Consider the following 25,759-nt stretch of genomic DNA (forward strand, 5'->3'; position numbering starts at 1 on the left):
AAATATTGTAAATATAAATAATGAAAATATCTGTTATTGGGTCAGGATATGTAGGATTAGTAACTGGAACTTGTTTTGCAGAAATGGGGAATACCGTTACATGTGTTGATATTGACGAAAATAAAATTAGCAAACTTAACAAGGGTGAGATTCCAATTTTTGAACCAGGTTTAGAAGCTATGGTTGTTAAAAATATTGATCGTAAAAACCTTTTTTTTACAACAAGTTTAAAAGAAGCTATTAAAGATGCTGAAGTAGTATTTATAGCAGTAGGAACTCCGATGGGGGAAGATGGATCAGCAGATTTAAAATATGTTTTATCCGTAGCTAGCGAATTAGGTAAGTCTATAAATGATAAATTGGTAGTAGTTAATAAATCTACAGTACCTGTTGGTACTGCTGATAAGGTTAGAGAAACCATTCAAAAAGAATTAGATAAAAGAAATGAAACTACAGAGTTTTGCGTGGTATCTAATCCTGAATTCCTTAAAGAAGGAGCTGCTATACAAGATTTTATGAAGCCTGATAGAGTGGTTGTAGGTGCTGAAACAGAATTTGCAATTAAAAAGATGAAAGAATTGTATTCTCCGTTTACCATGTCTCACGAAAGATTTATTGTTATGGATGTTCGTTCAGCAGAAATGACCAAATATGCAGCAAATGCAATGCTAGCAACGAAAATCTCTTTTATGAACGAAATTGCTAATATTTGTGAAAGAGTAGGCGCAGATGTTAATCAAGTAAGAGTGGGGATTGGTTCTGATACAAGAATAGGGTATAGCTTTATATATCCCGGAGCAGGTTATGGCGGGTCTTGTTTTCCTAAAGATGTTAAAGCGTTAGTAAAAATAGCAGATGACCATAATTATAATGCTGCTCTCATTGCTTCCGTTGAGAAAGTAAATGATAATCAAAAGTTTGTCATCGCCAATAAAGTAATCAGAAGATTCGGAGACGATTTGTCAGGTTTGACTTTTGGTTTATGGGGATTAGCTTTTAAACCTGGGACAGATGATATGCGTGAAGCTCCTTCAATTTATGTAATCAAAGAATTAGTAAAAAGAGGAGCTAAAATAAAAGCTTATGATCCTAAAGCTATTGAAGAAGCAAAACATTTTTACCTTAAAGATATTCCAAATATTGAGTATTGTAAATCAAAATATGATGTTCTTCAAGAGGCAGATGCATTGATTTTATTGACTGAGTGGAAAGAGTTTCGTTCGCCAGATTTTGGAGAAATTAAACAACAATTGTCAAGTCCAATTATTTTTGACGGAAGAAATCAGTACAATGCATTTAATTTAGAAGAAAAAGGGTTTGAATATTTTCAAATAGGTAAATAATGAAAATATTAGTTACAGGAGCTGCAGGATTTATTGGTTTTCATTTAGTTGAAAAATTACTAAAAGAAAACCATGAAGTTGTGGGGTTAGATAATATCAATGATTATTACGAAGTCAGTTTAAAGTACAATAGGTTAAAGGAGTTGGGAGTTGATAAAAACGATGCAGAAAAATTTTACTCTTTAACTAATAGCCACATTCATAATAATTCTTTTAAGTTCATCAGAATGAATTTAGAAGATAAAAAAGAGCTATTTTTATTATTTGAAAATCAACAATTTGATGTTGTTTGTCATTTAGCAGCTCAAGCTGGAGTTCGTTATAGTATTGAAAATCCAGATGCATATATTCAAAGCAATATTGTTGGGTTTTTAAACATTTTAGAAGCTTCTAGAAACTTTAAGATTAAACATTTAGTGTATGCTAGTAGCTCCAGTGTGTATGGAGCAAATTCCAAAATTCCTTTTGAGGTTGAAGATAGAGTTGATACACCAGTCAGTTTATATGCCGCAACAAAAAAGAGTAATGAATTAATGGCTCACACCTATAGTCATTTGTATAAAATTCCTACTACCGGTTTGCGTTTTTTTACAGTGTATGGTCCATGGGGAAGACCAGATATGGCACCGATTTTATTTGCCAGAGCAATCAGTAAAAATAAATCTATTAATGTATTCAATTATGGTAAAATGGAGCGTGATTTTACCTTTATTGACGATATCGTTGAAAGTGTAAAAAGGGTTGTTGAAAGACCTGTAAGCAATAGAGAATTATACAAAGTATATAATATAGGTAACGGAAATCCTGTTAAATTACTTGATTTCATTCAAGAAATCGAATCGAATTTAGGGCAAAAGAGTGAAAAAAATATGATGCCCATTCAGCAAGGGGATGTTGAAAGAACTTGGGCAGATGTTTCTGAGCTTCAAAAGGATTATGATTACAGTCCGAAAGTAGATATAAAAACGGGTGTCAAACAATTTATTGATTGGTTTAAAAACTACGAATAAAATCAATGAAATATCAACAAACCTTAGAGTGGATGTTTGCACAATTGCCTATGTATCAACGCGAAGGTAAAACAGCATTCAAAAAAGATCTAACTAATATTTTAGCTTTTTCTGAAGAATTAAATCATCCGGAAAAGAAATTCAAAACCATTCATGTAGGCGGAACCAATGGTAAAGGTTCAACCAGTCATATGATTGCCTCTGTTTTACAAGAAGCCGGATATAAAGTTGGGTTGTATACATCACCTCACCTTAAAAATTTTACAGAACGTATTCGAATTAATGGAAAAGAAATCCATAAACGTACGGTAACAGCTTTTATTAATAAGCATAAAGACTTTTTAGAAAAACAGCGATTGTCTTTTTTTGAGATGACAGTCGGAATAGCTTTTCATGAGTTTGCAAAACAAAAAGTGGATATTGCGGTTATTGAAGTCGGATTAGGAGGAAGGCTAGATTCAACAAATATTATTACTCCGGAAGTTTCAGTAATAACTAATATAGGTTTAGATCATACGCAGTTTTTAGGAGAGACATTACCAGAAATAGCTTTTGAAAAAGCAGGAATTATTAAGAAAGGCATTCCTGTAGTGATTGGTGAAAGACAAGTTGAGGTAGAAGAAGTTTTTAAAAAGAAAGCTATTGAAATGAATGCAGATATTTCTTTTGCTTCGGATGATCAGCAGAATTATAAAACCGATTTGTTGGGAAGCTATCAAAAAAACAATACTAAAACAGCTGTATCGGCTTTAAAAAAGTTAAAAGGATTTCAAATTTCTGAAGAAAATATTAAAAACGGATTGTTAAATGTGGTCGAAAACACAAATTTAAAAGGTCGTTGGCAAATTTTACAAGAAAATCCAAAGGTAATTTGTGATACTGCACATAACAAAGAAGGATTACAATATGTTCTTGAACAATTACAAAAAGAACAACTTGAGAGATTGCATATAGTTTTAGGAGTCGTTTCTGATAAGAATTTAGATGAAATATTACCAATGTTTCCTAAAAAAGCACATTATTATTTCTGTAAACCAGATATTCCAAGAGGATTATCAGCTACAAAACTTCAAGATAAAGCAAGGGAGTATAATTTAGAAGGAGAGGTTTTTAATTCTGTAAATCAAGCATATAAAAAAGCGTTAAGGCAAGCCAATACCAAAGACTTGATTTATGTAGGCGGAAGTACGTTTGTGGTTGCAGAAATAATTTAAAAATATTTTTAAAAAATCATTGTCAGAATATAAAACTGTCTTATATTTGCATCCGCAATTAACAAGTAAGGGCGCGTAGCTCAGTTGGTTCAGAGCACTTGGTTTACACCCAAGGGGTCAGGGGTTCGAATCCCTTCGCGCCCACAAGTTCAAGAAAAACTTATTTGTTAATGGGCGCGTAGCTCAGTTGGTTCAGAGCACTTGGTTTACACCCAAGGGGTCAGGGGTTCGAATCCCTTCGCGCCCACAAGTTCAAGAAAAACTTATTTGTTAATGGGCGCGTAGCTCAGTTGGTTCAGAGCACTTGGTTTACACCCAAGGGGTCAGGGGTTCGAATCCCTTCGCGCCCACAAACTAAAACCCTCGATTATTGTCGAGGGTTTTTTTATTGAATTGAATTGTAAAGAGGGTGTTTTTTTGTAACTTGCCGCCTTGAAAAAGAATTTTGAACTTCAACATATATTAATTGATGAATATAAACCTTTCAGAGAAGAAAATATTAGTAACAGGAGGAGCTGGTTTTATTGGTTCTAACCTATGTGAAGCTTTGTTGGAAAAAAATAATAAAGTTTTTTGTCTCGATAATTTTGCAACCGGAAAAAAAGAAAATATTGAACACCTACTATCTAATTCTAATTTTACTTTAATAGAAGGAGATATCCGTAAGATTGAAGATTGCCAGAAAGCTGTAGAAGGTGTTGATTATGTTTTACATCAAGCTGCTTTAGGCTCAGTGCCTAGGTCAATTAAAGATCCAATTACGTCAAATGATGTTAATGTAGGAGGTTTCTTAAATATGTTGGTAGTGTCAAGAGATTCAGGTGTTAAGCGTTTTGTGTATGCTGCTAGCTCATCAACTTATGGAGACTCAGAATCTTTACCTAAAGTAGAAGATAAAATAGGTAAACCTCTTTCTCCATATGCTATTACCAAATATGTAAATGAATTATATGCAGATGTGTTTTCGAAAACATACGGATTAGAAACAATCGGATTGCGTTATTTTAATGTTTTTGGGAGAAAACAAGACCCTAATGGGGCATATGCAGCGGTAATTCCAAAATTTGTTGGTCAATTTATGAAGGGAGAATCACCAACGATAAATGGAGACGGAAATTACTCAAGAGATTTTACATATATTGATAATGTTATTCAAGCTAATATGTTGTCTTTAGTAGCTGATAATCCAAAAGCTATTAATACAGTGTATAATGTTGCTTATGGGGATAGAAATACTCTTAATGATTTGGTAGGGTATTTAAAAGAAAACTTGTCAGAATTTGATGCATCCATAGCTGAAATTGAAGTAAAATATGGTCCTAATAGACAAGGGGATATCCCTCACTCGTTAGCAAGCGTAGATAAAGCAAAAGAATTATTAAACTATAATCCAGAATATTCACTTCAAGAAGGATTAAAAGAGGCAGTGAAGTGGTACTGGGAAAATTTATAATAAAATAAATGAAACAACCAAAAATTGCAATTATAGGGTTGGGGTATGTTGGGCTGCCCTTAGCGCGTTTATTTGCTACCAAGTACTCAGTAGTAGGTTTTGATATAAACCAAAATCGTGTAAAAGAACTAATGTCAGGAACTGATTCTACTTTAGAGGTAGAAGATGATATTTTACAGTCAGTTTTAGTTGATAAAGTTTCTGATAATATGGGATTGTATTGTTCAATATCAATTGAAGATATTAAAGATTGTAATTACTATATTGTTACAGTTCCAACTCCTGTAGATAAAAATAATCGTCCAGTTTTAACGCCTTTAGTAAAAGCTAGTGAGACTGTTGGTAAGGTTTTGAAGAAAGGTGATATAGTTGTTTATGAGTCAACAGTTTATCCTGGAGCTACAGAAGAAGAATGTATCCCCGTTTTAGAGAGGGTTTCGGGATTGAAATTTAATAAAGATTTTTATGCAGGGTATTCACCAGAACGTATAAATCCTGGAGATAAGGAGCACACAGTTGAAAAAATATTAAAAGTAACTTCGGGTTCTACGCCTGAGATAGGAAAGAAAGTAGATGATTTATATAGATCGGTAATTGTTGCAGGTACCCATTTAGCACCTACTATTAAGGTTGCAGAGGCTGCAAAAGTTATTGAGAATTCCCAAAGAGATATTAATATTGCTTTTGTAAATGAGTTGGCTAAAATTTTTAGCTTGATGGATATTAATACTCATGATGTTTTAGAAGCAGCGGGAACAAAGTGGAATTTTTTACCTTTTAAACCAGGTTTGGTTGGAGGTCATTGTATTGGAGTTGATCCCTATTATTTAGCTCAAAAAGCCCAAGAATATGGGTATCATCCTGAAATCATTTTAGCTGGAAGAAGGTTAAATGATAGTATGGGTGAATATGTAGCATCGGAGGTTGTTAAATTAATGATCAAAAAAGATGTTAGAGTTAAAGATGCTGAAATTCTTGTTTTAGGAATAACATTTAAAGAAAATTGCCCTGATGTAAGAAACACTAAAGCGGTGGATGTTGTTGACTCGTTAAAAGAGTATGGTACTAATATTACAATATACGATCCATGGGCAGATGAATATGAAGTAATGCATGAATATGGTTTAGAGTCTGTTAAAGAACTTCCTAATAAAAAATTTGACGTGATAGTGTTGACTGTAGCACATAAAGAATTTTCAGATTTAAACTTTTCTAATTTAAGAAAAGATAAATCTGTTGTATATGATGTTAAAAATATTTTGTCAAGCTCAGTAAAAGATAAAAATCTATAGTGAAAAATTTTGCGTTAATAGGAGTTGCTGGCTATATTGCTCCGCGTCACTTAAAAGCTATTAAAGAAACTGGAAACAATTTAATTGCTTCTTTAGACAAGAGTGACAGTGTAGGAATTATAGATTCTTATTTCCCTAATTCTGATTTTTTTATAGAATTTGAGCGTTTTGATCGTCATATTGAGAAATTAAAACGTCAACAAAATATTCAATTAGATTATGTAAGTATTTGTACTCCGAATTATTTGCATGACTCACATATTAGGATGGCTTTACGAAGAGGTGCTGATGCTATTTGTGAAAAACCTTTAGTTTTAAACCCTTGGAATATTGATGCTTTAGAGGCTATAGAAAAGGAATCAGGTAATAAAATAAACACTATTCTACAATTAAGACTTCATCCTAGTATCATTGCTTTAAAAAATAAAATTGAAAAAGAAAAAAAGAATGAAAAGTACGAAGTAGATTTAACCTATATCACCTCTCGAGGTAATTGGTATAATATTTCTTGGAAAGGTGATGAGAGTAAGTCTGGAGGAGTTACAACCAATATTGGAGTTCATTTTTTTGATATGTTGTCTTGGGTTTTTGGAGATGTTCAAGAGAACATAGTTCACTTAAGAGAAAAAGATAAAGCAGCTGGTTATTTAGAGTTTGAAAAAGCAAGAGTACGTTGGTTTTTGTCAATAGATGAAAAAACACTTCCTAAGAATATTCAGGAGAGAGGAGACAGAACATATAGATCTATTACAATTGATGGTGAAGAAATTGAATTTAGTGGAGGGTTTACAGATTTACATACCTTAAGTTACCAAGAAATTTTAAAAGGGAATGGATTTGGTTTAAAGGAAGCTAGGCAATCGATAGAGGTTGTGCATGACATTCGAAATGTAGAGGTAATAAATACAGGAGAAAAACATTCTTCTTTGTTTGTATGAGGACAGAAAAAAGCTTTTTGAAGAATGCTTTAGACAATTAACTGATAGCGTAAAATTAAAAATGTAAATTAATGTCCTTTAAGAGAAAAGTAATTAAAGGTTTTATTTGGTCCTTTTTAGGACAGTCATCTTACTTGGCAATCTCTTTAGTAGCTAATTTAATTTTGGCAAGAATACTAATGCCAGAAGATTTTGGAAAAATAGGAGTGGTTATGTTCTTCATAGCTATTTCTAAAGTAGTATCTGAATCAGGTATGTCAGGAGCTTTAATAAGAAAAAAAAAGGTAACTAATACAGATTATACTACCGTTTTTATTTTTAATATAGTATTAAGTTTATTCCTTGCTTTAATTTTAATTTTATCTTCTAATTTTATAGGTGAATATTATAAAGATGATTCAATATCAGAAATTTTAATAGTACTGTCAAGTGTGTTAATTATTAATTCTTTTAGAATTGTTCAATATACTAAATTAATAAGAAGCTTAGATTATCGAAAAAAAAGTGTTATAGAACTTATTGGTGTTTTTACAGGTGCTTCTGTAGGAATCACATTGGCTGTTTTTAACTACGGAGTATGGTCTATTGTTTATATGCAAATTGTAACAGCTTTTGTAACCACCCTATTGTTTTGGATGGTTGAGGGGAAAATAGGAAAGTTGATATTTAGTTTTGAGTCCTTTAAAGGATTGTATAGGTTTGGAATAAATACAACGGTTGCTTCTATTTTAAATACTGGATTTGATAATATTTATAATTTAATATTGGGTAAATACTTTTCTCTAAGTCAAACAGGGTTTTATTTTCAAGCAAAAAAACTGCAAGAGGTTCCTGTAGGTATGGTTAAATCTGCAACTCTTGGTGTTGCTTTTTCTTCATTATCTAGATTGCAGGGCGAAAACGCAAAGTTTGATTTGTTTTATAATAAACTAACTAAAGGTTTTACTGTTTTGTTAAGTTTAATTAGTTTGTTATTGTTTACTTATGCAGAACAAATTATCGTATTGTTTTACGGAGATAAATGGATAAAAGCCACTTTTTATATGCAAATATTAGCTTTAGCTGCTTTTTTTTATATGCAAGAAATGTTTAATAGAATCTTATTTAAGATATTTGATAGGACAGATAAAATTCTATATTTAGAAGTAATAAAAAAGGCAATTCAAAGTATAAGTATAGTCATTGGTGTAGTATACTCCAGTTTAGAAATATTAATGTATGGTTTTTTAGTAACTAGTATTATTAGTTACTTTATTAATTATTACCATTCTAGGTTAATATACAGGTCTTTTTCTTGGAATGAAGTTCTTTTAATTTTTAAAGTAACAACATTAGCTGTACTTAATTACTTGTTAGTTAGTTTTGTAGGAGAGTATTATGAATTAAATAACATGTACTTTTTGTGTTTAATTCCATTATCTCTAATATTATTTGTTATATCAGTATTCTCTTTTAAAGTAATAAGTTTAAAAGATATAAAAGAATTAAAAGAAGTATGAAAATTATAAAAAAAGTAGTAGTAACATACAGAAGAATAAAATGGTCTCCTGAAAAATATGCCCGTTTTCAAGGCGTTAAAATTGGTGAAAATTGTTTGATTTCAACAAAAAAATTTTCTTCTGAAGCTTACTTGATTGAAATTGGAGATTATTGTAGAATAGCTAAGGATGTTTCATTTTTTACTCATGGAGGCTTATGGTCTCAAAGAAAAAAACATCAAGGGCTAGACTATTTTGGGAAGATAAAAATAGGTAATTATACTTATGTTGGCGAAGGTGCGTTCATAATGCCAGGTGTCACCATAGGTAATGATGTCATTATAGGGGCGGGAAGTATAGTTACAAAATCAATACCCGATGGAAAAATTGCAGCTGGAAATCCAGCACGCATAGTTGGAGAAACAAAGGATTTTGTAGAGAAAATTAAACAATATAATGTAGGTTCAAAAGGTATGAACTATGAGGAAAAGAAAAAGTATTTATTGAGTTTGACAGAAGATTGTTTTATAAAGAAATAGTTTTATGAAAGGTGAAAATGGAAATATCATTTTTGTAATTATATCTTTAATAATGGCCATTTTATTAACGCCTAACATTAATGAGGAGTTTAATTCGAGTAAAGTTTTTATTTTAAGTTTGCTAGCATTTGTTAATGTTGTTTTTTTTTGGCTTACTACTAATAGATATACAAGATCATGGGTTAATTATAATACATTATTTTTACTAGGTTTTTTAATTGTTCATTTTCAAATACCCTTTTTAGCAAGTTTGGGGGTAGAGCCTAATAGATCAAGTTTTATATGGATAAATAAGAATGTAGTTAATTTTGCTGTATGGATGAGTTTAATGGCATTGTTTTTTTGGGAATTAGGTTATTTTTTATACAGAAAGTTAAGAAAAAAAAGAATTTTAAAAAAAATCACATCATATAATGTAAATACAAAGAAAATAGATTTTTTTCTTCAGTTTTTTTTCGTATTATTTATAGCATTAGTAGGAAAAGAGTTTTTATCAGGTAGTTATGATGGAGGTGATAATTGGGGGAGTGGGGCTAATTATGCTTTTATGCTTTTAAGAGTTTTAATTTACTTAAGAGTAATTTACTTTTTTATCAATACTAGAAATTTTAAAATAACAAAAAAAAATATTATCTTTTTGTTGATTAGAAATAAAAGACTGTTTATTGTCTTATCCCTATATGTTTTACTTTTTTTATTAGCTGGAGATAGAGGACCAGTTATGCAGATTTTAATTTTATTAGCGGTAAGTTACTCTATATTTCAAAGAAAAATTTCTTTTAAAGCATTTTTTGTGTCAATAATAATAGGGGGTGTTCTTTTCACTATCATAGGTATGGGAAGAAGTAGAGATACTTCCCAAAGAAGTATGAGCTTGTTTGAAGAAGGGTATAATAAATTAATTCAATCGGAGAATACTATTAATCCTACTAATGAGCTTGCTAGTTCAAATAGAATTTTGTTTAGAGCTATAGATGTTGTTCCTGATAAACATCCCTATTTATTAGGGACTACTTTTTTTAACGAGGTTATAGGGGTAGTCCCTTTTGCAGGCGGGACTTATTTAAAGCTAACAGAATTACCTTTAATGTATACATCATCATCTTACTTTTTTACAGTTTTGGGACAAGGTGTTCATTTTAGTTATGGAGAAGGGTCCGAAATATTGGGGGACATTTACATTAATTTTGGTGTTATTGGTGTGTTTATAATGATGTTTTTATTAGGTGGTTGGGTATCCTATATCATTTTTAATGTTGAAAAGAATAATTATTATAATCATACCTATATTATAATATATGTAATAATTTGTATAGGAGCGCTTTATATTAATAGATCTCACTTTTTAGATCCATTAAAATCAATTGTTTATGCTTTGGTTATAGACAGATTACTTGTAAGAAAAAATATTAAATGGGAGCAGAGAAAATAATTTTTTTTGTAACAGGCCTAGATTCTGGAGGTATAGAAAATTATCTTTTGCGTTTTTTACAGTATAAGGCAACTGCTTTTTCAGAAGTTGTTGTGTATTGTAAAGGGGGTAAAGGAGGTCAATTGGAAAAGGAGTATCTTAAAATTCCCAATGTTAAGATAGTTAAAAATGAAATAGGTTTTTTTAACCCACTTCACTATATAAAATTAACAGTATACTTTAAAAAAGAACAATTTGAGATTGTATGTGATTTTACTGGTAATTTTGCAGGGCTAATTTTATTGAGTGCTAAGCAAGCTGGTATTCAAAAGCGAGTAGTTTTTTATAGAGGGGCAACCAACCATTTTAAAGAATCAAAATTAAGGTTGCTATATGATAGTTTTGTGAAAAGTGTGACCTATAAATACGCAACTAATATTTTGTCAAACTCCCAGGCAGCATTCGATTTCTTTTATGATGAAAACAAACAAGATAATCGATTCCAAGTAATATATAATGGGCTTAATGCAAGTAAATTTAATGTTGGGAATAAAGACCTTAGGCAAGAGCTTAATATTCCTAACGATGCTTTTGTAATTGGTCATACAGGAAGATTTAATTCTGCTAAAAATCATAGTGTTATTGTTGAAGTAGCCGAAAAACTGGTAAGAAAACATTCAAACATCTATTTTATATTGTGTGGTAATGAAGTAAAAGATGCCTTAAAAGATCAAGTTAGAATATTAGGAATAGAAAAAAACGTTAGATTGTTTAATAATAGAAACGATATCCCTGTGCTTTTAAATACAATGAATGCATATTTTTTCCCTTCTATAACAGAGGGGCAGCCTAATGCCTTAATAGAAGCTATGGTAATGGGACTTCCTTTTGTAGCTTCAGATATAGAGCCAATAAAAGAAACTGTTGGAAGTTACGAGTATTTATTTAATCCAACAGATATAGAAAACTTTTATACTACTTTAGAAAAGTTATATAAAAGTAATGAGCCAAAGAAAATGGAGTTGAGAGAGAAAACAATGAAACAGTTTAATTACAAAGAACGATTTGAAGAATTTTATAATAAGTTGGTATGAGTGAGACAGGACGTGTAAAGTTTAAAAGAAACAAGATACTAATAAGCGTTCTTGTAAAGTTTTTTATGGTTTTTCCAAAATCATTTTTGTTGTTTTTTTGGAATTGTACATCTAATCATTCTCAGGTAGTTTTTATAGGAATAAGGTATATTATTTTAAAAGTACTAACAAAGGCTTGTGGAGATAATATAAAGATTGGAACAAATGTCCAAATTTTGGGTTGGGAGAATCTGTCGTTAGGAGAAAATATAAGCATTCATAGCAATTGTTACGTTGATGCCAATGGAGAAGTAGAAATAGGAGATAATGTTTCAATAGCTCATAATTCTACAATTTTATCCACTAATCATGATTGGACAGATTCTACAACCCCTATAAAATATAATCCAGTGATGTTTGAAAAAGTTGAAATTTCTGATGATGTATGGATAGGGTGTGGTTGTAGAATTTTAGCAGGAGTTAGAATAAGAGAAAGAGCAATTATAGCTGCTGGAGCAGTTGTAAATAAAGAAGTAAAGTCGAGAACAATTGTAGGAGGTGTGCCTGCCAAAGTAATAAAAGACATATGAAGTTATTGTTTATTCATGACCATCCGTTTTATATGGAAGAAAAGGCAGTATACAGTGGAGGAGGGTTGCCTTATTTTACATGGAGTAACTATTTGGTAAACTTTAATGAGGTTGTCGTTTATGGAAGGTACAGTCATAATTTTAAAGATAAGAAAGTCAAATCTTCAACAGACAAAGTGTCATTTCATCTTACCAAAAACTATAGTACTGTTTTAACACTTTTTAAAAACAAGAAAAAATTAGAACAAGAACTTGTACCTTTAATTAATAAGGCAGATGTTGTTTTAGTGCGTTTGCCCAGTGTTTTAGGTTTTATAGCAGGCAACATGGCTTTAAAGAGCAACAAACCTCTGTGGGTTGAGCAAGTAGGGAACGCCAAAGAAGCTTTAGGAAGCCACGGTTCTTTGTTGGGTAAAATAGCGGCTCCAGTTTTCGAGTTTCAGAATAAAAAAATAACAAAGCAAGCAAACTTTTTAAGTTATGTTACAGCACATAAACTACAAAAAGATTACCCTGCAAACCCAAAAGCCATAACAGTTGGTATATCTGATGTGATAATTAATGACGTCATAGATGAAAAAGTATTAAACGGAGAAAGGTTTAGTGCAGGTGTTTTTAAAGTTGGTCTTATAGGTGGGTTTGATGCTAAGTATAAAGGACAAGATGTTTTGCTAAAAGCGATAGCTTCTTTAGAGGATGATATAAAAAATCATATACAAATAAGTTTAATTGGTAAAGGTAATTCTACATGGGTTTTAGAACTAGCTAAAGGCTTAAATTTACAAGACCATATTGAATATATGGGGCCATTAGAATCTGGCGAGCAAATCAATACATTTTTAAAAAAATTGTCTTTATATGTTCAGCCCTCCCTAACAGAAGGCATGCCAAGAGCTGCAATAGAAGCAATGGCTATGGGATGTCCAGTCATAGGAAGTAATGTAGGTGGTATACCTGATATAGTTTCTAAACAATATGTTCATAAAAAAGGAGATGTTAAAGAATTAGCTAATCATATAAAAACACTTTATTTAAATAGAGAAAGTCTAAGAGAGGAAGCGGTTTTAAGCTTAAAAAAAGCAATGCCATACCAAAAAGAGAATCTAGATAAAAAAAGATTAGAGTTTTATGCCAGAATGAATAAAGAATTAGTAAGATGAAAATAAAATTTCTACGTATTACCACCGTACCCATATCGCTAAAAACCTTGCTTAAGGGGCAGCACCGTTATATGAGCAAACAAGGCTTTGAGGTTGTAGGTGTGTCTAGCCAAGGACAAGAATTAGATGATGTTAATAAAGAAGAGGGGATTCCTGTAATCAGTATAGAAATGACACGAACAATAGCTCCTTTAAAAGACTTAAAATCATTATGGGATTTTTATAAGCTCTGTAAAAAAGAAAACCCCGTGATTGTACACTCACATACACCAAAAGCAGGAATCGTAGGGATGTTAGGTGCTAAATTAGCAGGTGTACCTATACGATTACATACAGTAGCAGGATTACCATTAATGGAAGCTAAAGGAGCAAAGAGAAAAATATTAGATTTTGTAGAAAAGTTAACCTATTTATCAGCAACGAAAGTATATCCAAATTCAAAAGGCTTATACGATTTTATTTTACAGAATAAGTTTGTAGATAAAAAGAAGTTAAAAATTATAGGAAATGGTTCTTCTAATGGTATAAACACTAGTTTTTTTTCTCCTAAACAAGTTTGTAAAGAAGAACAAATTCAATTAAAAAAGGAATTACAAATATTAGATGATGATTTTGTATTTGTTTTTGTAGGTCGTTTGGTATCAGATAAAGGAATAAATGAACTAGTAACTGCTTTTTCTAAACTTTCTAAAGAAAAGGGAAATATAAAACTATTATTAGTAGGTCCTTTTGAAAGTGATTTAAATCCTCTTGAAAATGAAACGTTAAATAAAATAGATAATAATAGAAATATTATTAGCGTAGGGTTTCAAAAAGATGTACGCCCTTATTTTGCGATTGCAAATGTATTAACTTTCCCTAGTTATAGGGAAGGGTTTCCAAATGTAGTAATGCAAGCAGGAGCAATGGGATTACCAAGTATTGTGTCTAATATTAATGGGTGTAATGAAATAATAGAGGAAGGAATAAATGGAATAATCATTCCTGTTAAAAATAGCACTGTGATATATAACGCCATGCAGCGTATGATGGAAGATGAGGATTTTTATAAGAAACTAAAAGCCAATGCTAGAGAGATGATAATGGCACGTTATGAACAATCGTTGGTGTGGAATGTTTTATTAGAAGAATACAATACATTACTTAAAGAAAAAGGGTATGCTATATAAAAAAATAATAAAACGTTTTTTAGATTTTATAATAGCTTTTTTAGGTTTTATCATTTTATCGCCAGTTTTTCTAATAGTTACAATTGGATTATTTTTTGCAAATCAGGGAGAACCATTTTTCTTTCAAAAGCGTCCTGGAAAAAATGAACGAATTTTTAAGGTGATAAAATTTAAAACTATGAACGACAGGAAAGATAATCAGGGAAATTTATTGCCAGATGAGGCGCGTTTAACACCTGTTGGTTCTTTTGTTCGTAAAACATCATTAGATGAAATTCCTCAATTATTAAATGTTTTGAAGGGAGATATGAGTTTGATTGGTCCTAGACCACTTTTAGTAGAATATTTATCTCGCTATAATAAAGAACAAAAAAGAAGACACAATGTAAGACCTGGAATTACAGGCTTAGCTCAAGTTAATGGAAGAAATGCGATTAGTTGGGAAAAGAAGTTTGAATATGATGTTAAGTATGTTGATAATTTAAGCTTCCTACTTGATGTAAAAATCTTTTTAAAAACCTTTTTAAAGGTTTTTAAGTCTGAGGGTATAAATCAAAAAGGTCAAGTTACAATGGAAGCGTTTAAAGGTAACAATTAAAAAAAATGAAAAAAATAGCAATTTTTGGAGCGGGAGGTTTTGGAAGAGAGGTCAAAACAATAATTGATAAGATAAATGAGGTTAGACCTAAAACATATGATTTTATTGGTTTTTTTGATGATGGAGTAGAAAAAGGGAAAATAGTCAATGGTTTCCCTGTAATAGGAGGAATAAATGAATTAAATCAAGTAGAAGAACAACTTTCTATAGTTATTTCTATAGGTGATCCTAAGATAAAATTAATAATTTTAAAAAAAATAACTTCAAAAAAAATTGATTTTCCTATAATAATTCATCCTAATGCATCTATTTCAAATGACGAAGTTGAGCTTGGAGAAGGCACTATTATATGCGAAAATACAATCATTACTTGTAACATAAAAATTGGAAGTTTTGTTATTTTAAATTTGTCATGTACAGTTGGTCATGATACAGTTATTGATGATTTATGTGCTTTTATGCCATCTGTTAACATTTCAGGTGAAGTTCATATCGAAGAAGGTGTATATGTTGGTACAGGTGCAAAAATTATTAACTTATTAGAGATTGGAAAAAATACTATAGTTGGAGCTGGTGCTGTTGTATCAAAATCATTACCAGCTAATTGTACCGCGGTAGGAATTCCTGCAAAACCAATTAAATTCCATGAGTAATTATGAATGAAGAAAAAATATGGCTTTCTTCACCACACATGGGTGGAGGAGAACAAAAATTTGTTAAAGAAGCTTTTGATACAAACTGGGTTGCACCATTAGGTCCAAATGTAAATGGGTTTGAGCAAGATTTAGCTAATTATATAGGAGAAAACTCAGAGGTAGCTTGTTTAGCATCAGGAACAGCAGCATTGCATTTAGCATTAATTTTAGCTGGCATTACTAGAAATGATGAAGTGATATGTCAAAGTATGACATTTTCTGCATCTGCTAATCCAATTATCTACCAAGGGGCAACTCCAATATTTGTTGATAGTGAGTTAGATACATGGAATATGTGTCCTAAGGTATTAGAAGAGGCAATTAAAGATAGGCTCGCAAAAGGAAAAAAGCCGAAAGCTATTATTGTTGTACATTTATACGGAATGCCAGCTAAAATGGATGAAATTATCACAATTGCTAAAAAGCATGACATCACCTTAATTGAAGATGCTGCAGAAGCACTTGGATCAACTTACAAAGGGCAAAAATGTGGAACACTTGGGGATTTTGGAATACTATCTTTTAACGGAAATAAAATAATCACAACTTCAGGAGGGGGAGCATTAGTTTGCAAAAATGTAGAAGATAAAAAGAAAGCTATATTTTTAGCTACTCAAGCAAGGGATGAAGCACCACATTATCAACATTCTCATATAGGTTATAATTATAGAATGAGTAATATTACAGCAGGAATAGGTCGCGGCCAAATAGAGGTGTTAGATAAACATATAGGTTATAGAAGGGATAATAATAAATTCTATCAAGATTTGTTTAAAGATGTTGATGGAGTTGAAGTTTTAATTGAACCGAATTCAGATTGTTTTTCAAATCATTGGTTGTCATCTATAATTATTGACGATGTAAAAACTGGGTTTTCACGAGAAGATTTACGTTTAAGTTTGTTAGAAGATAATATTGAATCTCGACCATTATGGAAACCTATGCATTTACAGCCTGTTTTTAAAGATTGTGATTATTATGGAGGTAAAGTCTCTGAGAACCTTTTTAATGATGGTTTATGTTTGCCATCAGGTTCAAATTTGTCTGATCAAAATAGAGAGAGAATTAAAGAATCAATTTTAAAACTTTTATAAATTGAAAAAAATTCTTGTAACAGGGGGCTTAGGCTTTATAGGTTCTCACGTAGTAGTTGAATTACAAAATTCTGAGTTTGAAGTTGTCATTATTGATGATTTATCTAACACTAATGTTGAAGTGTTAGATAATATCGAAAAAATAACGAATATTAAACCTCAATTCTTTCAAATAGATTTAAGAAAGAAAGAATTAGTACAAGATTTTTTTAAAAATAATCAATTAGATGGGGTTATACATTTTGCAGCCTCTAAAGCAGTTGGAGAAAGTGTTGAAAAACCATTAGATTATTATGAAAATAATATCAATGCTTTAGTGTATTTGTTACAAGAAATGGATAAAAATAATATTGATAATTTTATTTTTAGTTCTTCTTGTACGGTGTATGGTCAAGCAGATGAATTACCAATAACTGAAAATGCACCCGTAAAAATTGCAGAATCTCCGTATGGTAATACCAAACAAATTGGTGAAGAAATTATTCAAGATAGTTGTAAAGCGTACGGATTTAATGCGATTGCTCTTCGATATTTTAATCCGATAGGAGCACATGAAAGTACCAATATAGGTGAATTACCTTTAGGTGTTCCCCAAAATTTGATTCCTTTTGTAACCCAAACGGCTGCTGGTATTAGAAAAGAACTATCTGTGTTTGGAGATGACTATCCAACACTAGATGGTACAGCAATTCGTGACTACATTCATGTAGTTGACTTAGCAAAAGCTCATGTTTCTGCTTTACAACGTTTGTTGAAAAAAGAGAATAAAGATAATTTTGAATTCTTTAATATTGGAACAGGAAAAGGGACTTCGGTTCTTGAAATTGTTCAAACTTTCGAAAAAGTAACGGGTAAAAAGTTAAATTATAAAATAGTTGATAGACGCCCTGGAGATATCACAGCAGCCTATGCTGATACAACCAAAGCAAATATAGAATTAAATTGGAAAGCGGAGGAAACACTTGAAGCAGCTTTATTATCTGCATGGAAATGGCAACAAAAGCAAACAAATAAAGAATAATTCTTATTTTACACACTTAAATTATTTTAATGAAAGGCATCATATTGGCAGGAGGCTCAGGAACACGATTGTATCCCATAACAAAAGGAGTATCAAAACAACTCCTTCCTGTATATGATAAACCTATGATTTATTATCCGTTATCCGTTTTAATGCTTGCGGGAATCAAAGAGATTTTAATTATTTCTACTCCAGAGGATTTACCCAATTTTCAAAAATTATTAGGCACAGGGAATGAATTAGGAATTAGCATTTCGTATAATGAACAACCATCACCTGACGGATTAGCACAAGCGTTTATCATTGGTAAAGAATTTATTGGTAATGATGATGTTTGTTTGATTTTAGGAGATAATATTTTTTACGGACATGGTTTTCCAGAAATGCTTCAAAAAGCTATAAATAATCTTAAAAATGAAGCAAAGGCAACTGTATTTGGATACAATGTTAAGGATCCTCAACGTTATGGAGTAGTGGAGTTTGATGGTGAAGAAAATGTTATTTCTATTGAAGAAAAACCTGAGCGTCCAAAATCAAATTATGCAGTAGTCGGATTGTATTTTTATCCGAATAATGTCATTCAAATAGCAGAAAACGTACAGCCTTCTGAAAGAGGAGAATTAGAAATTACTTCGGTAAATCAAGAATATTTGAGCCAAAATAACTTAAAAGTTGAATTGTTAGGACGTGGTTTTGCATGGTTAGATACTGGAACTCATGATTCTTTACTTGAAGCAAGTCAGTTTATAGAAACAGTTGAAAAACGCCAAGGCTTAAAAGTAGCTTGCATAGAGGAGATTGCTTATTACATGGGCTATATTGACGCGAATCAATTAAAAAAATTAGCACAACCGTTACTTAAAAGTGACTACGGACAATATCTTCTACGATTAATTAAAGAGAAAAGCAATTAAATGGAAAACATTTTAATTACTGGTGGTGCAGGTTTTATAGGGTCTCATGTCGTAAGACGTTTTGTAAACGAATATCCTAATTATAAGATCATTAACTTAGATGCCCTTACGTATGCAGGTAATTTAGAAAATTTAAAAGATGTAGAGGATAAATCAAATTATACATTTGTTAAAGGAAATATTTGTGATACTCAATTAATAGAGAAGCTTTTTTCAGACTATAAAATTGATAGCGTAATTCATTTAGCGGCTGAATCACATGTAGATCGTTCTATTCAAGATCCGTTAGCTTTTGCAAAGACTAATGTATTAGGAACATTGACTTTATTACAAGCTGCAAAACAAGCTTGGAAAAATGATTTTTCTAATAAACTTTTCTATCATATTTCTACGGATGAGGTATATGGAACATTAACTAATGAAGGTTTTTTTACAGAAAATACTTCGTATGATCCACACTCACCATATTCAGCATCAAAAGCATCTTCAGATCATTTTGTCCGTGCTTTTCATGATACGTATGGTTTACCAATTATTATTTCTAATTGTTCTAATAATTATGGATCGTATCAATTTCCTGAGAAGTTAATTCCACTGTTTATCAATAATATTGTCAACAATAAACCTCTACCAATTTATGGAAAAGGAGAAAATGTAAGGGATTGGTTATTTGTTGAAGATCATGCAAGAGCAATTGATGTAATTTTTCACAAAGGAAAAATAGGAGAAACTTATAATGTTGGTGGATTTAATGAATGGAAAAACATTGATTTAGTTAAAGTTTTAATTGCTACTGTTGATGAATTTTTAGGAAGACAAAAAGGTTCTTCAGAAAAGCTTATTACTTTTGTGGAGGATAGAAAAGGGCATGATTATCGTTATGCAATCGATTCTTCTAAGCTTAAAAATGAATTAGGTTGGGAACCATCTTTACAATTTGAAGAAGGAATTAGAAAAACGGTAAAATGGTACTTAGAAAATAAAGGCTGGGTAGATCATGTAACGAGTGGAGAGTATCAAAAATACTATAAAGAAATGTATGAAGATAGAACATAAAAAAATCCGCTGAATATTTTCAGCGGATTTTTTTTATAACATTTAATTTATTATTTCAACCTTTGTAAGCTTAAGTCTTTATTATACTTAACAATGAATAAGCCTTTGTTGCTTACTGATCCGAATAACTTTTTATCATAATCGAATTTGTTTTCTAATCGGATTGAAACTCCTTCATCAAAAGTATCTGATAGTTTTTTACCTGAAGCTAATCGCATTAAAATATCATAAGTTATATCAAAACCTTTTACAGCATAATCTGAAGGAATGGTTTTATTTCTGTCTTTAAACTTACGGTTAAAGGCTTTTGTTTCTTCAGCATTTTCATCTGTATAATTATTGGCAACGTAGCTAAAATTAATTCGTGCAAGTTTGTTGTTGTCCATTTTATCATAAGCAGCTCCTTTTTCTACCGCATAAACTTGAGCTGTTACCCCTTCGGGTAATACTACCATGCTATTCAAAGCATCTGCCACTACTACATTGTCAATAGAAGTAATAATAATCCAGTTATGAGAACCTTCAGGCATTTTATCAGTAAAACGCTCTTTTTTAATATACCCATTTTCTGGTTTCAATACATGTATTTCTAAAATAGAATCGTGTCTTTTTAATCCACTCACCAAAGTACTTATTTGTTTATTGGAATCGTCTGTTTCATCACCTACAATAAAAATATTTTCACCATTGTATGAATCCTTTAAGTAAGAAACTAAAAAATTAGTATGAGTTTCAGTATCTGCTTCTGTTTTTATAATTTTTGATGATGAAAATTTGCCCTGATTTTTAGAATAGTGAGGAAAAATTACAGGAACTCGTGCTCCTTTTGCTACTTCTTCAACTTTATCAGAGTAAAACGGACCAATAATTACATCAGCATCTTCTAAAGCATCATTATCTAATAATTCTGATACTTTTTCATCTCTATTTCCAGTATCATATATTTTTGCATTAAAGGATATTCCTTGTGCTTTAATAGAGTCTAACGCAATTTCTGCACCCATATAAAAATCGGTAACCATATTGGCTAAAACATTCTCTTTAAAAACATCTTTAGCATTTGTATTTGTATACTCATCAGCTTTAAAAGGGAGTAAAAAAGCAATATCTATAGTCTCTTCTTCATCCATATCAATGATGTCTTCATAAAACTTTTTGTTATCAGTTTCAAGTTTATTTTCTATAGTTCTGATACGTAAAATTTCACCAACATCTATATAATCATCTGCAATATTAGGATGATCCGGATTTAACAATATTAAATCTTCTTTAGTAATATTGTAAAAACGAGTAATACTATAAACGGTTTCTTTAGGTTGTACCTCATGAGTAACATGATTTTTTAAATCTTCTTCTAAAGAAACAAAAGTTTTAGTTTCTGTAGCTTTTACTTTTAAAACTTGACCAATACTTAATAAATTATCTTTTAAAGTTGGGTATTCTGGATTTAACTTTAAAAGTTCATCTTTAGAAATTTCATATTTTTTAGTGATACCGTACACTGTTTCTTTTGGTTGAACTGTATGAGTAACATATTCATAAGTAATTCTCACTACTTGTATCGTATCTTTAGGTTGTTCTGTGTTTTCATTTTCTACAACCTCTTCTGTAGAATTTGTTTCTTCAACTGGTGTTACTTCTTCTTCCGTTACAGATTCTTCAACATTGTTATTACTTGTGGTAGCGCCTTTAAATTTAGGGTTTGGAATAATAATAGTTGTATTGGCATCTGGTCTTCTACCCACATCTGGGTTTAGTCTTAATAAATCTTTAGTTCTTACATCTAATCGGTTTGCAATGTCTCGCATGCTTTCACCTTGTTTTACTTGATAGGTGATGTAACGTTTTTGTTGACCACAAGAAATAGCAATGCTAAAAACAAATGCAAATACTAAAAATTTAATCTTACTCTTAATCATATAGTTCATTGTTAATTTAAAAAAGAAAAGTGTAAACTCACTATTCCCATTCAATTGTTGCAGGAGGTTTAGAGCTTATGTCATATACCACTCTGTTAACTCCTTTTACATTATTTATTATTTTGTTTGATGTTTTTTGTAAAAACTCATAAGGTAAATTCACCCAATCTGCAGTCATACCATCAGTACTTTCTACCGCACGCAAAGCCACTACTTTTTCATATGTTCTTTCGTCACCCATAACGCCTACAGAATGTACAGGTAATAAAATAGCGCCTGCTTGCCAAACCTTATCGTAAAGTCCATGTTCTTTAAGTCCGTCTATAAAAATAGCGTCTACCTCTTGCAAAATACGAACTTTTTCTGAGGTAATATCTCCCAAAATTCGAATCGCTAAACCAGGACCAGGGAACGGATGCCTACCTAATAATTCTTTATCAATTCCTAATGAAGCTCCTACACGACGGACTTCATCTTTAAAAATCATTCGTAATGGTTCTACAACTTGTAATTTCATAAAATCTGGTAAACCACCAACATTATGATGACTTTTAATAGTTGCTGATGGACCACCATTTACTGAAACCGACTCAATTACATCTGGGTAAATAGTTCCTTGTGCTAACCATTTTGCATCTTCTATTTTATGGGCTTCATCATCAAAAACCTCAATAAAAACTTTACCAATAGTTTTTCTTTTAGTTTCTGGATCACTTATTCCTTCCAAAGCATTCAAAAAACGTGCCGATGCATCTACACCTTTAACGTTTAATCCCATGCCTTCGTATTGTTTTAACACATTTTTATATTCATTTTTTCGTAAAAGACCATTGTTTACGAAAATACAATGCAAGTTTTTACCAATAGCTTTGTTTAATAAAACCGCTGCTACGGTAGAATCTACTCCACCAGATAATCCTAAGATAACTTTATCGGTTCCTATTTTTTCTTGTAAGTCATAAACGGTTTCTTCAACAAAAGAATCTGGAGTCCAATTTTGATCTACGTTAGCTATATCAACTAAAAAATTTTGAAGTAAAGTCTTACCGTCTGTTGAATGGTAAACTTCTGGGTGGAACTGAATAGCATAGGTAGTCTCTCCCTCAATCTTATAAGCTGCATTTTCAACATCATGAGTGCTGGCTAATAAAATTCCGTTAGTAGGCAATTCCTTTATGGTGTCTGAGTGACTCATCCATACTTGACTTCCTTTAGAAATATTTTTAAAGAAAGATTCATTTTTTTTGATAAAAGATAAGTTGGCTCTACCATACTCACGAGTATTGGATGGAGCTACCAATCCACCAGAAAAATGTGCCAAATATTGAGCACCATAACAAACTGCCAATAAAGGTTTTTTGCCTCTGATTTCAGATAAATCTGGATGAGGTGCTTCTTCAGAGCGAACAGAAGAAGGGCTTCCTGATAAAATTACTGCTTTAAAATCGTTTAAATTCTGAGGAATTTTGTTGTAAGGATGAATTTCACAATAAATGTTTAATTCTCTTACGCGGCGAGCAATAAGCTGTGTGTATTGCGAACCGAAGTCTAAAATAAGTACGTTGTGTTGTTGCATCCGCAAAAATAATAAGTTTGAATTTATTTTTGCGGATGTTTTTTAGAAGATTTTAATATCTGTATACAATAGCGTTAATATTCATTCCAGCACCAACAGAAGCTAATATGATTACATCGCCTTTTTCTACTTTTTGATTGTCAATTTTCCCTTTTAAAACCAAGTCTAGCAAAGTAGGAACGGTAGCAACTGAACTGTTTCCTAACTTATGAATACTCATTGGCATTACTCCTTCAGGGATAGGTTTTTTATACAAACGATAGAAACGTTTAATGATAGCTTCATCCATTTTTTCATTAGCTTGGTGGATAAATACTTTTTTTACTTCATCTATTGAAATTCCACCTTTGTCTAAGGCTGCTTTCATAGCATTTGGTACGTTGTTTAGAGCAAATTCATAAATTTTTCGTCCATACATTTTTATATAACGTACGTTCGGATCTTCATTTTTATCGTATGAATTTCCAAAATATAAATGATACGCTTCTTCTTTAGCAAAGGTTTGTGAAGCATGACTTATGATGCCGCTTTCTTCACTTTCTGATGCTTCAACAATACATGCACCGGCACCATCACTATATATCATAGAATCACGATCGTGCTTATCAACTACACGAGATAATGTTTCACCACCTATAACCAATACTTTTTTTGCAATACCTGCTTTTATAAAAGCTTGTGCTTGAATTACTCCTTCTACCCAACCAGGGCAACCAAATAAAATATCATATGCTACACAATTTGGATTGTTAATTCGCAGTAAGTGTTTAACTCTTGTAGCTAAGCTTGGTAAAATATCACTTTGGATAGCATCATTTTTAACATCACCAAAATTATGAGCAAAAATGATATAATCAAGTTCTTCAGGATTGATGCCTGCATCTTCAATGGCTTTTTCTGCAGCAAAAGCGCCTAGATCAGAAGCATTAAAATGATTTTCGGCATATCTTCTTTCTTCAATACCTGTAATGGTTTTGAATTTTTCAATAATAACGGTGTTTTCTGATTGAAATGAGCTTCCATCGGCATTTAAAAAACGATTTCCTGAAAATTTTGCATTTTCTTTTTTGATAGTAGGAATATAGCTTCCTGTTCCTGTTATTGCTGCATTCATAATTAAGTTAGATTTAAGCTAGTATAACAGCAAATAAATAAGATTTATTATGAGTTACCTATTATTTTTAATAAAAATTAAAATATTTATTAATATACTAAAAAATAGAATTATTTTTTGAATTTTTCTCTTTAATAGGCGGTTTAATAATGATTTTTACATTTTAAGTATCAAATAATTTCATTTTGATTTGCATTATAGTGGCTATTGAATTTGCTCTAGTTTTCATAGTAGAACAATTCTCTCCTTCAAAATAAAAATCAATGGTTTGAGTTAGCTGATACAGCCACAAATTAAAATGTTCTTTTGTGAAGGGAATTCTTTTAGCAAAATCCAAATGCTTTTGCATTGGATTGTTTTTGTATTTGTATGTATTAAAAAGAAGGTCTTCCCAAAAATCAATGATGATCTCTAAGTGATGTTCCAATTCATTTTGATTAACAATTTCTTCAAAAAAAGGAAACATCTTTTCATGAGAAAGTAAACTATCATAAAATTTAATGATGATAAGTTTAATATCTTCTCTTGAAGTGATGTCGGGTTTCATTTATAAATATGAGCTGTCAAAAGAAAAGGGTAGGAGAGATAGTAATGATTCTGTTTTTACTATTTGACCCACTTCTCCCATAAATAAAATTTCTATAGGTTCTTTTTGATTGATTTCGTATTCTGAAAGAGTTTGGCGACATGCTCCACAAGGGCCAACAGGTTTGTTAACTTCGGTTTGAGATGAGGCTGCTGTAATAGCAATTTTTTTAACTTTCAAGTTAGGGTATTCTGAACCGGCTTTCCAAATAGCAACTCTTTCAGCACACATACCTGATGGGTATGCAGCATTTTCTTGATTATTACCTAATATAACAATTCCGTTATCTAATAATAAAGCGGCACCAACCTTAAATTTAGAATAAGGAGCATATGCTTTTTTTCTTGCCTCAATTGCTTTTTGCATTAATGATTGATCTTCAGAAGAAAGTTGAGAAAAATCATCAAAAATAGTTGCTGAAGTTGTTACTTCTATTTTTTTCATGAATAGTGTTTCGTCAAAAAAAGCAGTCAAAAGGACTGCTTGTTATGTTTGATTCGAAATTACTAAAAAAAA

Annotated in this window: 24 protein-coding genes and 3 tRNA genes; 22 read left to right on the forward strand and 5 right to left on the reverse strand. The window is 31.2% G+C overall.

The genetic code is table 11. From position 1 onward, the window contains the following. Positions 1-20: 20 nt before the first annotated feature. The 22 genes from SLH33_RS11155 (at position 21) to rfbB (ending at position 20,048) form a co-directional block, all read left to right on the forward strand. Positions 21-1,343 carry a UDP-glucose/GDP-mannose dehydrogenase family protein gene (locus SLH33_RS11155; protein WP_320419189.1) on the forward strand — a complete coding sequence of 441 codons (1,323 nt, stop codon included), beginning with the start codon at positions 21-23 and terminating at the stop codon, positions 1,341-1,343. Beyond that, positions 1,343-2,353, forward strand: coding sequence for an NAD-dependent epimerase (locus SLH33_RS11160; RefSeq protein WP_320419190.1), 1,011 nt, complete (start codon positions 1,343-1,345; stop codon positions 2,351-2,353). The genes SLH33_RS11155 and SLH33_RS11160 overlap by 1 nt, the downstream gene beginning before the upstream one ends. A gap of 5 nt (positions 2,354-2,358) precedes the next feature. Continuing rightward, on the forward strand, positions 2,359-3,567 hold the full coding sequence (locus tag SLH33_RS11165; RefSeq protein ID WP_320419191.1) for a folylpolyglutamate synthase/dihydrofolate synthase family protein: 1,209 nt from the start codon (positions 2,359-2,361) through the stop codon (positions 3,565-3,567). Between the two features lie 69 nt (positions 3,568-3,636). Continuing rightward, positions 3,637-3,711: transfer RNA gene (locus tag SLH33_RS11170), tRNA-Val, on the forward strand. Positions 3,712-3,739: 28 nt separating this feature from the next. Further along, a tRNA-Val gene (locus tag SLH33_RS11175) sits at positions 3,740-3,814 on the forward strand. Between the two features lie 28 nt (positions 3,815-3,842). Then, positions 3,843-3,917 (forward strand) — tRNA-Val (locus SLH33_RS11180). A gap of 119 nt (positions 3,918-4,036) precedes the next feature. Continuing rightward, a complete protein-coding gene (locus tag SLH33_RS11185; protein ID WP_320419267.1) occupies positions 4,037-5,020 on the forward strand; it encodes an SDR family oxidoreductase in 984 nt (327 codons plus the stop codon). A gap of 8 nt (positions 5,021-5,028) precedes the next feature. Continuing rightward, positions 5,029-6,312 (forward strand): nucleotide sugar dehydrogenase, encoded by a 1,284-nt coding sequence (locus SLH33_RS11190; protein ID WP_320419192.1) that lies wholly within the window; start codon positions 5,029-5,031, stop codon positions 6,310-6,312. Next, positions 6,312-7,250, forward strand: coding sequence for a Gfo/Idh/MocA family oxidoreductase (locus SLH33_RS11195; RefSeq protein ID WP_320419193.1), 939 nt, complete (start codon positions 6,312-6,314; stop codon positions 7,248-7,250). The genes SLH33_RS11190 and SLH33_RS11195 overlap by 1 nt, the downstream gene beginning before the upstream one ends. A 71-nt stretch (positions 7,251-7,321) precedes the next feature. Next, positions 7,322-8,749: a lipopolysaccharide biosynthesis protein gene (locus SLH33_RS11200; RefSeq protein ID WP_320419194.1), complete on the forward strand. Its 1,428-nt coding sequence runs from the start codon at positions 7,322-7,324 to the stop codon at positions 8,747-8,749. Then, on the forward strand, positions 8,746-9,267 hold the full coding sequence (locus SLH33_RS11205) for an acyltransferase (RefSeq protein WP_320419195.1): 522 nt from the start codon (positions 8,746-8,748) through the stop codon (positions 9,265-9,267). The genes SLH33_RS11200 and SLH33_RS11205 overlap by 4 nt, the downstream gene beginning before the upstream one ends. A 4-nt stretch (positions 9,268-9,271) precedes the next feature. After that, entirely contained in the window at positions 9,272-10,699 is a 1,428-nt protein-coding gene (locus tag SLH33_RS11210) for an O-antigen polymerase (protein WP_320419196.1), read from the forward strand. Continuing rightward, positions 10,681-11,772 (forward strand): glycosyltransferase, encoded by a 1,092-nt coding sequence (locus tag SLH33_RS11215; RefSeq protein WP_320419197.1) that lies wholly within the window; start codon positions 10,681-10,683, stop codon positions 11,770-11,772. The genes SLH33_RS11210 and SLH33_RS11215 overlap by 19 nt, the downstream gene beginning before the upstream one ends. Next, positions 11,769-12,341, forward strand: a complete 573-nt coding sequence (locus SLH33_RS11220; protein WP_320419198.1) for an acyltransferase — start codon at positions 11,769-11,771, stop codon at positions 12,339-12,341. The genes SLH33_RS11215 and SLH33_RS11220 overlap by 4 nt, the downstream gene beginning before the upstream one ends. Beyond that, entirely contained in the window at positions 12,338-13,501 is a 1,164-nt protein-coding gene (locus tag SLH33_RS11225; RefSeq protein ID WP_320419199.1) for a glycosyltransferase, read from the forward strand. Before SLH33_RS11220 ends, SLH33_RS11225 begins: the two co-directional genes overlap by 4 nt. Positions 13,502-13,572: 71 nt before the next feature. Then, positions 13,573-14,670: a glycosyltransferase family 4 protein gene (locus SLH33_RS11230; protein WP_320419201.1), complete on the forward strand. Its 1,098-nt coding sequence runs from the start codon at positions 13,573-13,575 to the stop codon at positions 14,668-14,670. Next, positions 14,660-15,268, forward strand: a complete 609-nt coding sequence (locus tag SLH33_RS11235) for a sugar transferase (protein WP_320419202.1) — start codon at positions 14,660-14,662, stop codon at positions 15,266-15,268. Before SLH33_RS11230 ends, SLH33_RS11235 begins: the two co-directional genes overlap by 11 nt. Before the next feature lie 5 nt (positions 15,269-15,273). Continuing rightward, entirely contained in the window at positions 15,274-15,921 is a 648-nt protein-coding gene (locus SLH33_RS11240; protein ID WP_320419203.1) for an acetyltransferase, read from the forward strand. 2 nt (positions 15,922-15,923) lie between these two features. Further along, positions 15,924-17,057 carry an aminotransferase class I/II-fold pyridoxal phosphate-dependent enzyme gene (locus SLH33_RS11245; RefSeq protein ID WP_320419204.1) on the forward strand — a complete coding sequence of 378 codons (1,134 nt, stop codon included), beginning with the start codon at positions 15,924-15,926 and terminating at the stop codon, positions 17,055-17,057. A gap of 1 nt (position 17,058) precedes the next feature. After that, entirely contained in the window at positions 17,059-18,078 is a 1,020-nt protein-coding gene (gene galE / locus SLH33_RS11250; protein ID WP_320419205.1) for a UDP-glucose 4-epimerase GalE, read from the forward strand. Positions 18,079-18,107: 29 nt separating this feature from the next. Further along, entirely contained in the window at positions 18,108-18,992 is an 885-nt protein-coding gene (gene rfbA, locus SLH33_RS11255) for a glucose-1-phosphate thymidylyltransferase RfbA (RefSeq protein WP_320419206.1), read from the forward strand. Beyond that, on the forward strand, positions 18,993-20,048 hold the full coding sequence (rfbB, locus tag SLH33_RS11260; protein WP_320419207.1) for a dTDP-glucose 4,6-dehydratase: 1,056 nt from the start codon (positions 18,993-18,995) through the stop codon (positions 20,046-20,048). A gap of 50 nt (positions 20,049-20,098) precedes the next feature. Here the strand turns inward: rfbB and SLH33_RS11265 are convergent, their stop codons facing one another. The 5 genes from SLH33_RS11265 to cdd all read right to left on the reverse strand — a co-directional run bounded on the left by SLH33_RS11265 (position 20,099) and on the right by cdd (position 25,687). Then, the gene (locus SLH33_RS11265) at positions 20,099-21,967 is read right to left on the reverse strand and encodes a LysM peptidoglycan-binding domain-containing protein (RefSeq protein WP_320419208.1); all 1,869 of its coding nucleotides are present in this window, start codon (positions 21,965-21,967) and stop codon (positions 20,099-20,101) included. A gap of 40 nt (positions 21,968-22,007) precedes the next feature. Further along, positions 22,008-23,543, reverse strand: coding sequence for a glutamine-hydrolyzing GMP synthase (gene guaA / locus SLH33_RS11270; RefSeq protein ID WP_320419209.1), 1,536 nt, complete (start codon positions 23,541-23,543; stop codon positions 22,008-22,010). A 52-nt stretch (positions 23,544-23,595) separates the two neighbouring features. Continuing rightward, a complete protein-coding gene (locus SLH33_RS11275) occupies positions 23,596-24,657 on the reverse strand; it encodes a 3-oxoacyl-ACP synthase III family protein (protein ID WP_320419210.1) in 1,062 nt (353 codons plus the stop codon). A 163-nt stretch (positions 24,658-24,820) separates the two neighbouring features. Continuing rightward, positions 24,821-25,204: a group III truncated hemoglobin gene (locus tag SLH33_RS11280; protein ID WP_320419211.1), complete on the reverse strand. Its 384-nt coding sequence runs from the start codon at positions 25,202-25,204 to the stop codon at positions 24,821-24,823. Further along, positions 25,205-25,687: a cytidine deaminase gene (gene cdd / locus SLH33_RS11285; RefSeq protein ID WP_320419212.1), complete on the reverse strand. Its 483-nt coding sequence runs from the start codon at positions 25,685-25,687 to the stop codon at positions 25,205-25,207. It lies immediately after the preceding gene. Positions 25,688-25,759 lie beyond the last annotated feature (72 nt).

The organism is Tenacibaculum sp. IB213877, assembly GCF_034043975.1.
In the GTDB taxonomy this organism is placed as follows: Bacteria; Bacteroidota; Bacteroidia; order Flavobacteriales; family Flavobacteriaceae; genus Polaribacter.

What these genes read in the sequence shown, in the direction of transcription:
- SLH33_RS11155 (WP_320419189.1), top strand. Translation starts at nt 21, where the DNA reads ATGAAAATATCTGTTATTGGGTCAGGATATGTAGGATTAGTAACTGGA.
- SLH33_RS11160 (WP_320419190.1), top strand. Translation starts at nt 1,343, where the DNA reads ATGAAAATATTAGTTACAGGAGCTGCAGGATTTATTGGTTTTCATTTA.
- SLH33_RS11165 (WP_320419191.1), top strand. Translation starts at nt 2,359, where the DNA reads ATGAAATATCAACAAACCTTAGAGTGGATGTTTGCACAATTGCCTATG.
- SLH33_RS11185 (WP_320419267.1), top strand. Translation starts at nt 4,037, where the DNA reads ATGAATATAAACCTTTCAGAGAAGAAAATATTAGTAACAGGAGGAGCT.
- SLH33_RS11190 (WP_320419192.1), top strand. Translation starts at nt 5,029, where the DNA reads ATGAAACAACCAAAAATTGCAATTATAGGGTTGGGGTATGTTGGGCTG.
- SLH33_RS11200 (WP_320419194.1), top strand. Translation starts at nt 7,322, where the DNA reads ATGTCCTTTAAGAGAAAAGTAATTAAAGGTTTTATTTGGTCCTTTTTA.
- SLH33_RS11205 (WP_320419195.1), top strand. Translation starts at nt 8,746, where the DNA reads ATGAAAATTATAAAAAAAGTAGTAGTAACATACAGAAGAATAAAATGG.
- SLH33_RS11210 (WP_320419196.1), top strand. Translation starts at nt 9,272, where the DNA reads ATGAAAGGTGAAAATGGAAATATCATTTTTGTAATTATATCTTTAATA.
- SLH33_RS11215 (WP_320419197.1), top strand. Translation starts at nt 10,681, where the DNA reads ATGGGAGCAGAGAAAATAATTTTTTTTGTAACAGGCCTAGATTCTGGA.
- SLH33_RS11220 (WP_320419198.1), top strand. Translation starts at nt 11,769, where the DNA reads ATGAGTGAGACAGGACGTGTAAAGTTTAAAAGAAACAAGATACTAATA.
- SLH33_RS11225 (WP_320419199.1), top strand. Translation starts at nt 12,338, where the DNA reads ATGAAGTTATTGTTTATTCATGACCATCCGTTTTATATGGAAGAAAAG.
- SLH33_RS11230 (WP_320419201.1), top strand. Translation starts at nt 13,573, where the DNA reads ATGAGCAAACAAGGCTTTGAGGTTGTAGGTGTGTCTAGCCAAGGACAA.
- SLH33_RS11235 (WP_320419202.1), top strand. Translation starts at nt 14,660, where the DNA reads ATGCTATATAAAAAAATAATAAAACGTTTTTTAGATTTTATAATAGCT.
- SLH33_RS11240 (WP_320419203.1), top strand. Translation starts at nt 15,274, where the DNA reads ATGAAAAAAATAGCAATTTTTGGAGCGGGAGGTTTTGGAAGAGAGGTC.
- SLH33_RS11245 (WP_320419204.1), top strand. Translation starts at nt 15,924, where the DNA reads ATGAATGAAGAAAAAATATGGCTTTCTTCACCACACATGGGTGGAGGA.
- rfbA (WP_320419206.1), top strand. Translation starts at nt 18,108, where the DNA reads ATGAAAGGCATCATATTGGCAGGAGGCTCAGGAACACGATTGTATCCC.
- rfbB (WP_320419207.1), top strand. Translation starts at nt 18,993, where the DNA reads ATGGAAAACATTTTAATTACTGGTGGTGCAGGTTTTATAGGGTCTCAT.
- SLH33_RS11265 (WP_320419208.1), bottom strand. Translation starts at nt 21,967, where the DNA reads ATGATTAAGAGTAAGATTAAATTTTTAGTATTTGCATTTGTTTTTAGC.
- guaA (WP_320419209.1), bottom strand. Translation starts at nt 23,543, where the DNA reads ATGCAACAACACAACGTACTTATTTTAGACTTCGGTTCGCAATACACA.
- SLH33_RS11275 (WP_320419210.1), bottom strand. Translation starts at nt 24,657, where the DNA reads ATGAATGCAGCAATAACAGGAACAGGAAGCTATATTCCTACTATCAAA.
- SLH33_RS11280 (WP_320419211.1), bottom strand. Translation starts at nt 25,204, where the DNA reads ATGAAACCCGACATCACTTCAAGAGAAGATATTAAACTTATCATCATT.
- cdd (WP_320419212.1), bottom strand. Translation starts at nt 25,687, where the DNA reads ATGAAAAAAATAGAAGTAACAACTTCAGCAACTATTTTTGATGATTTT.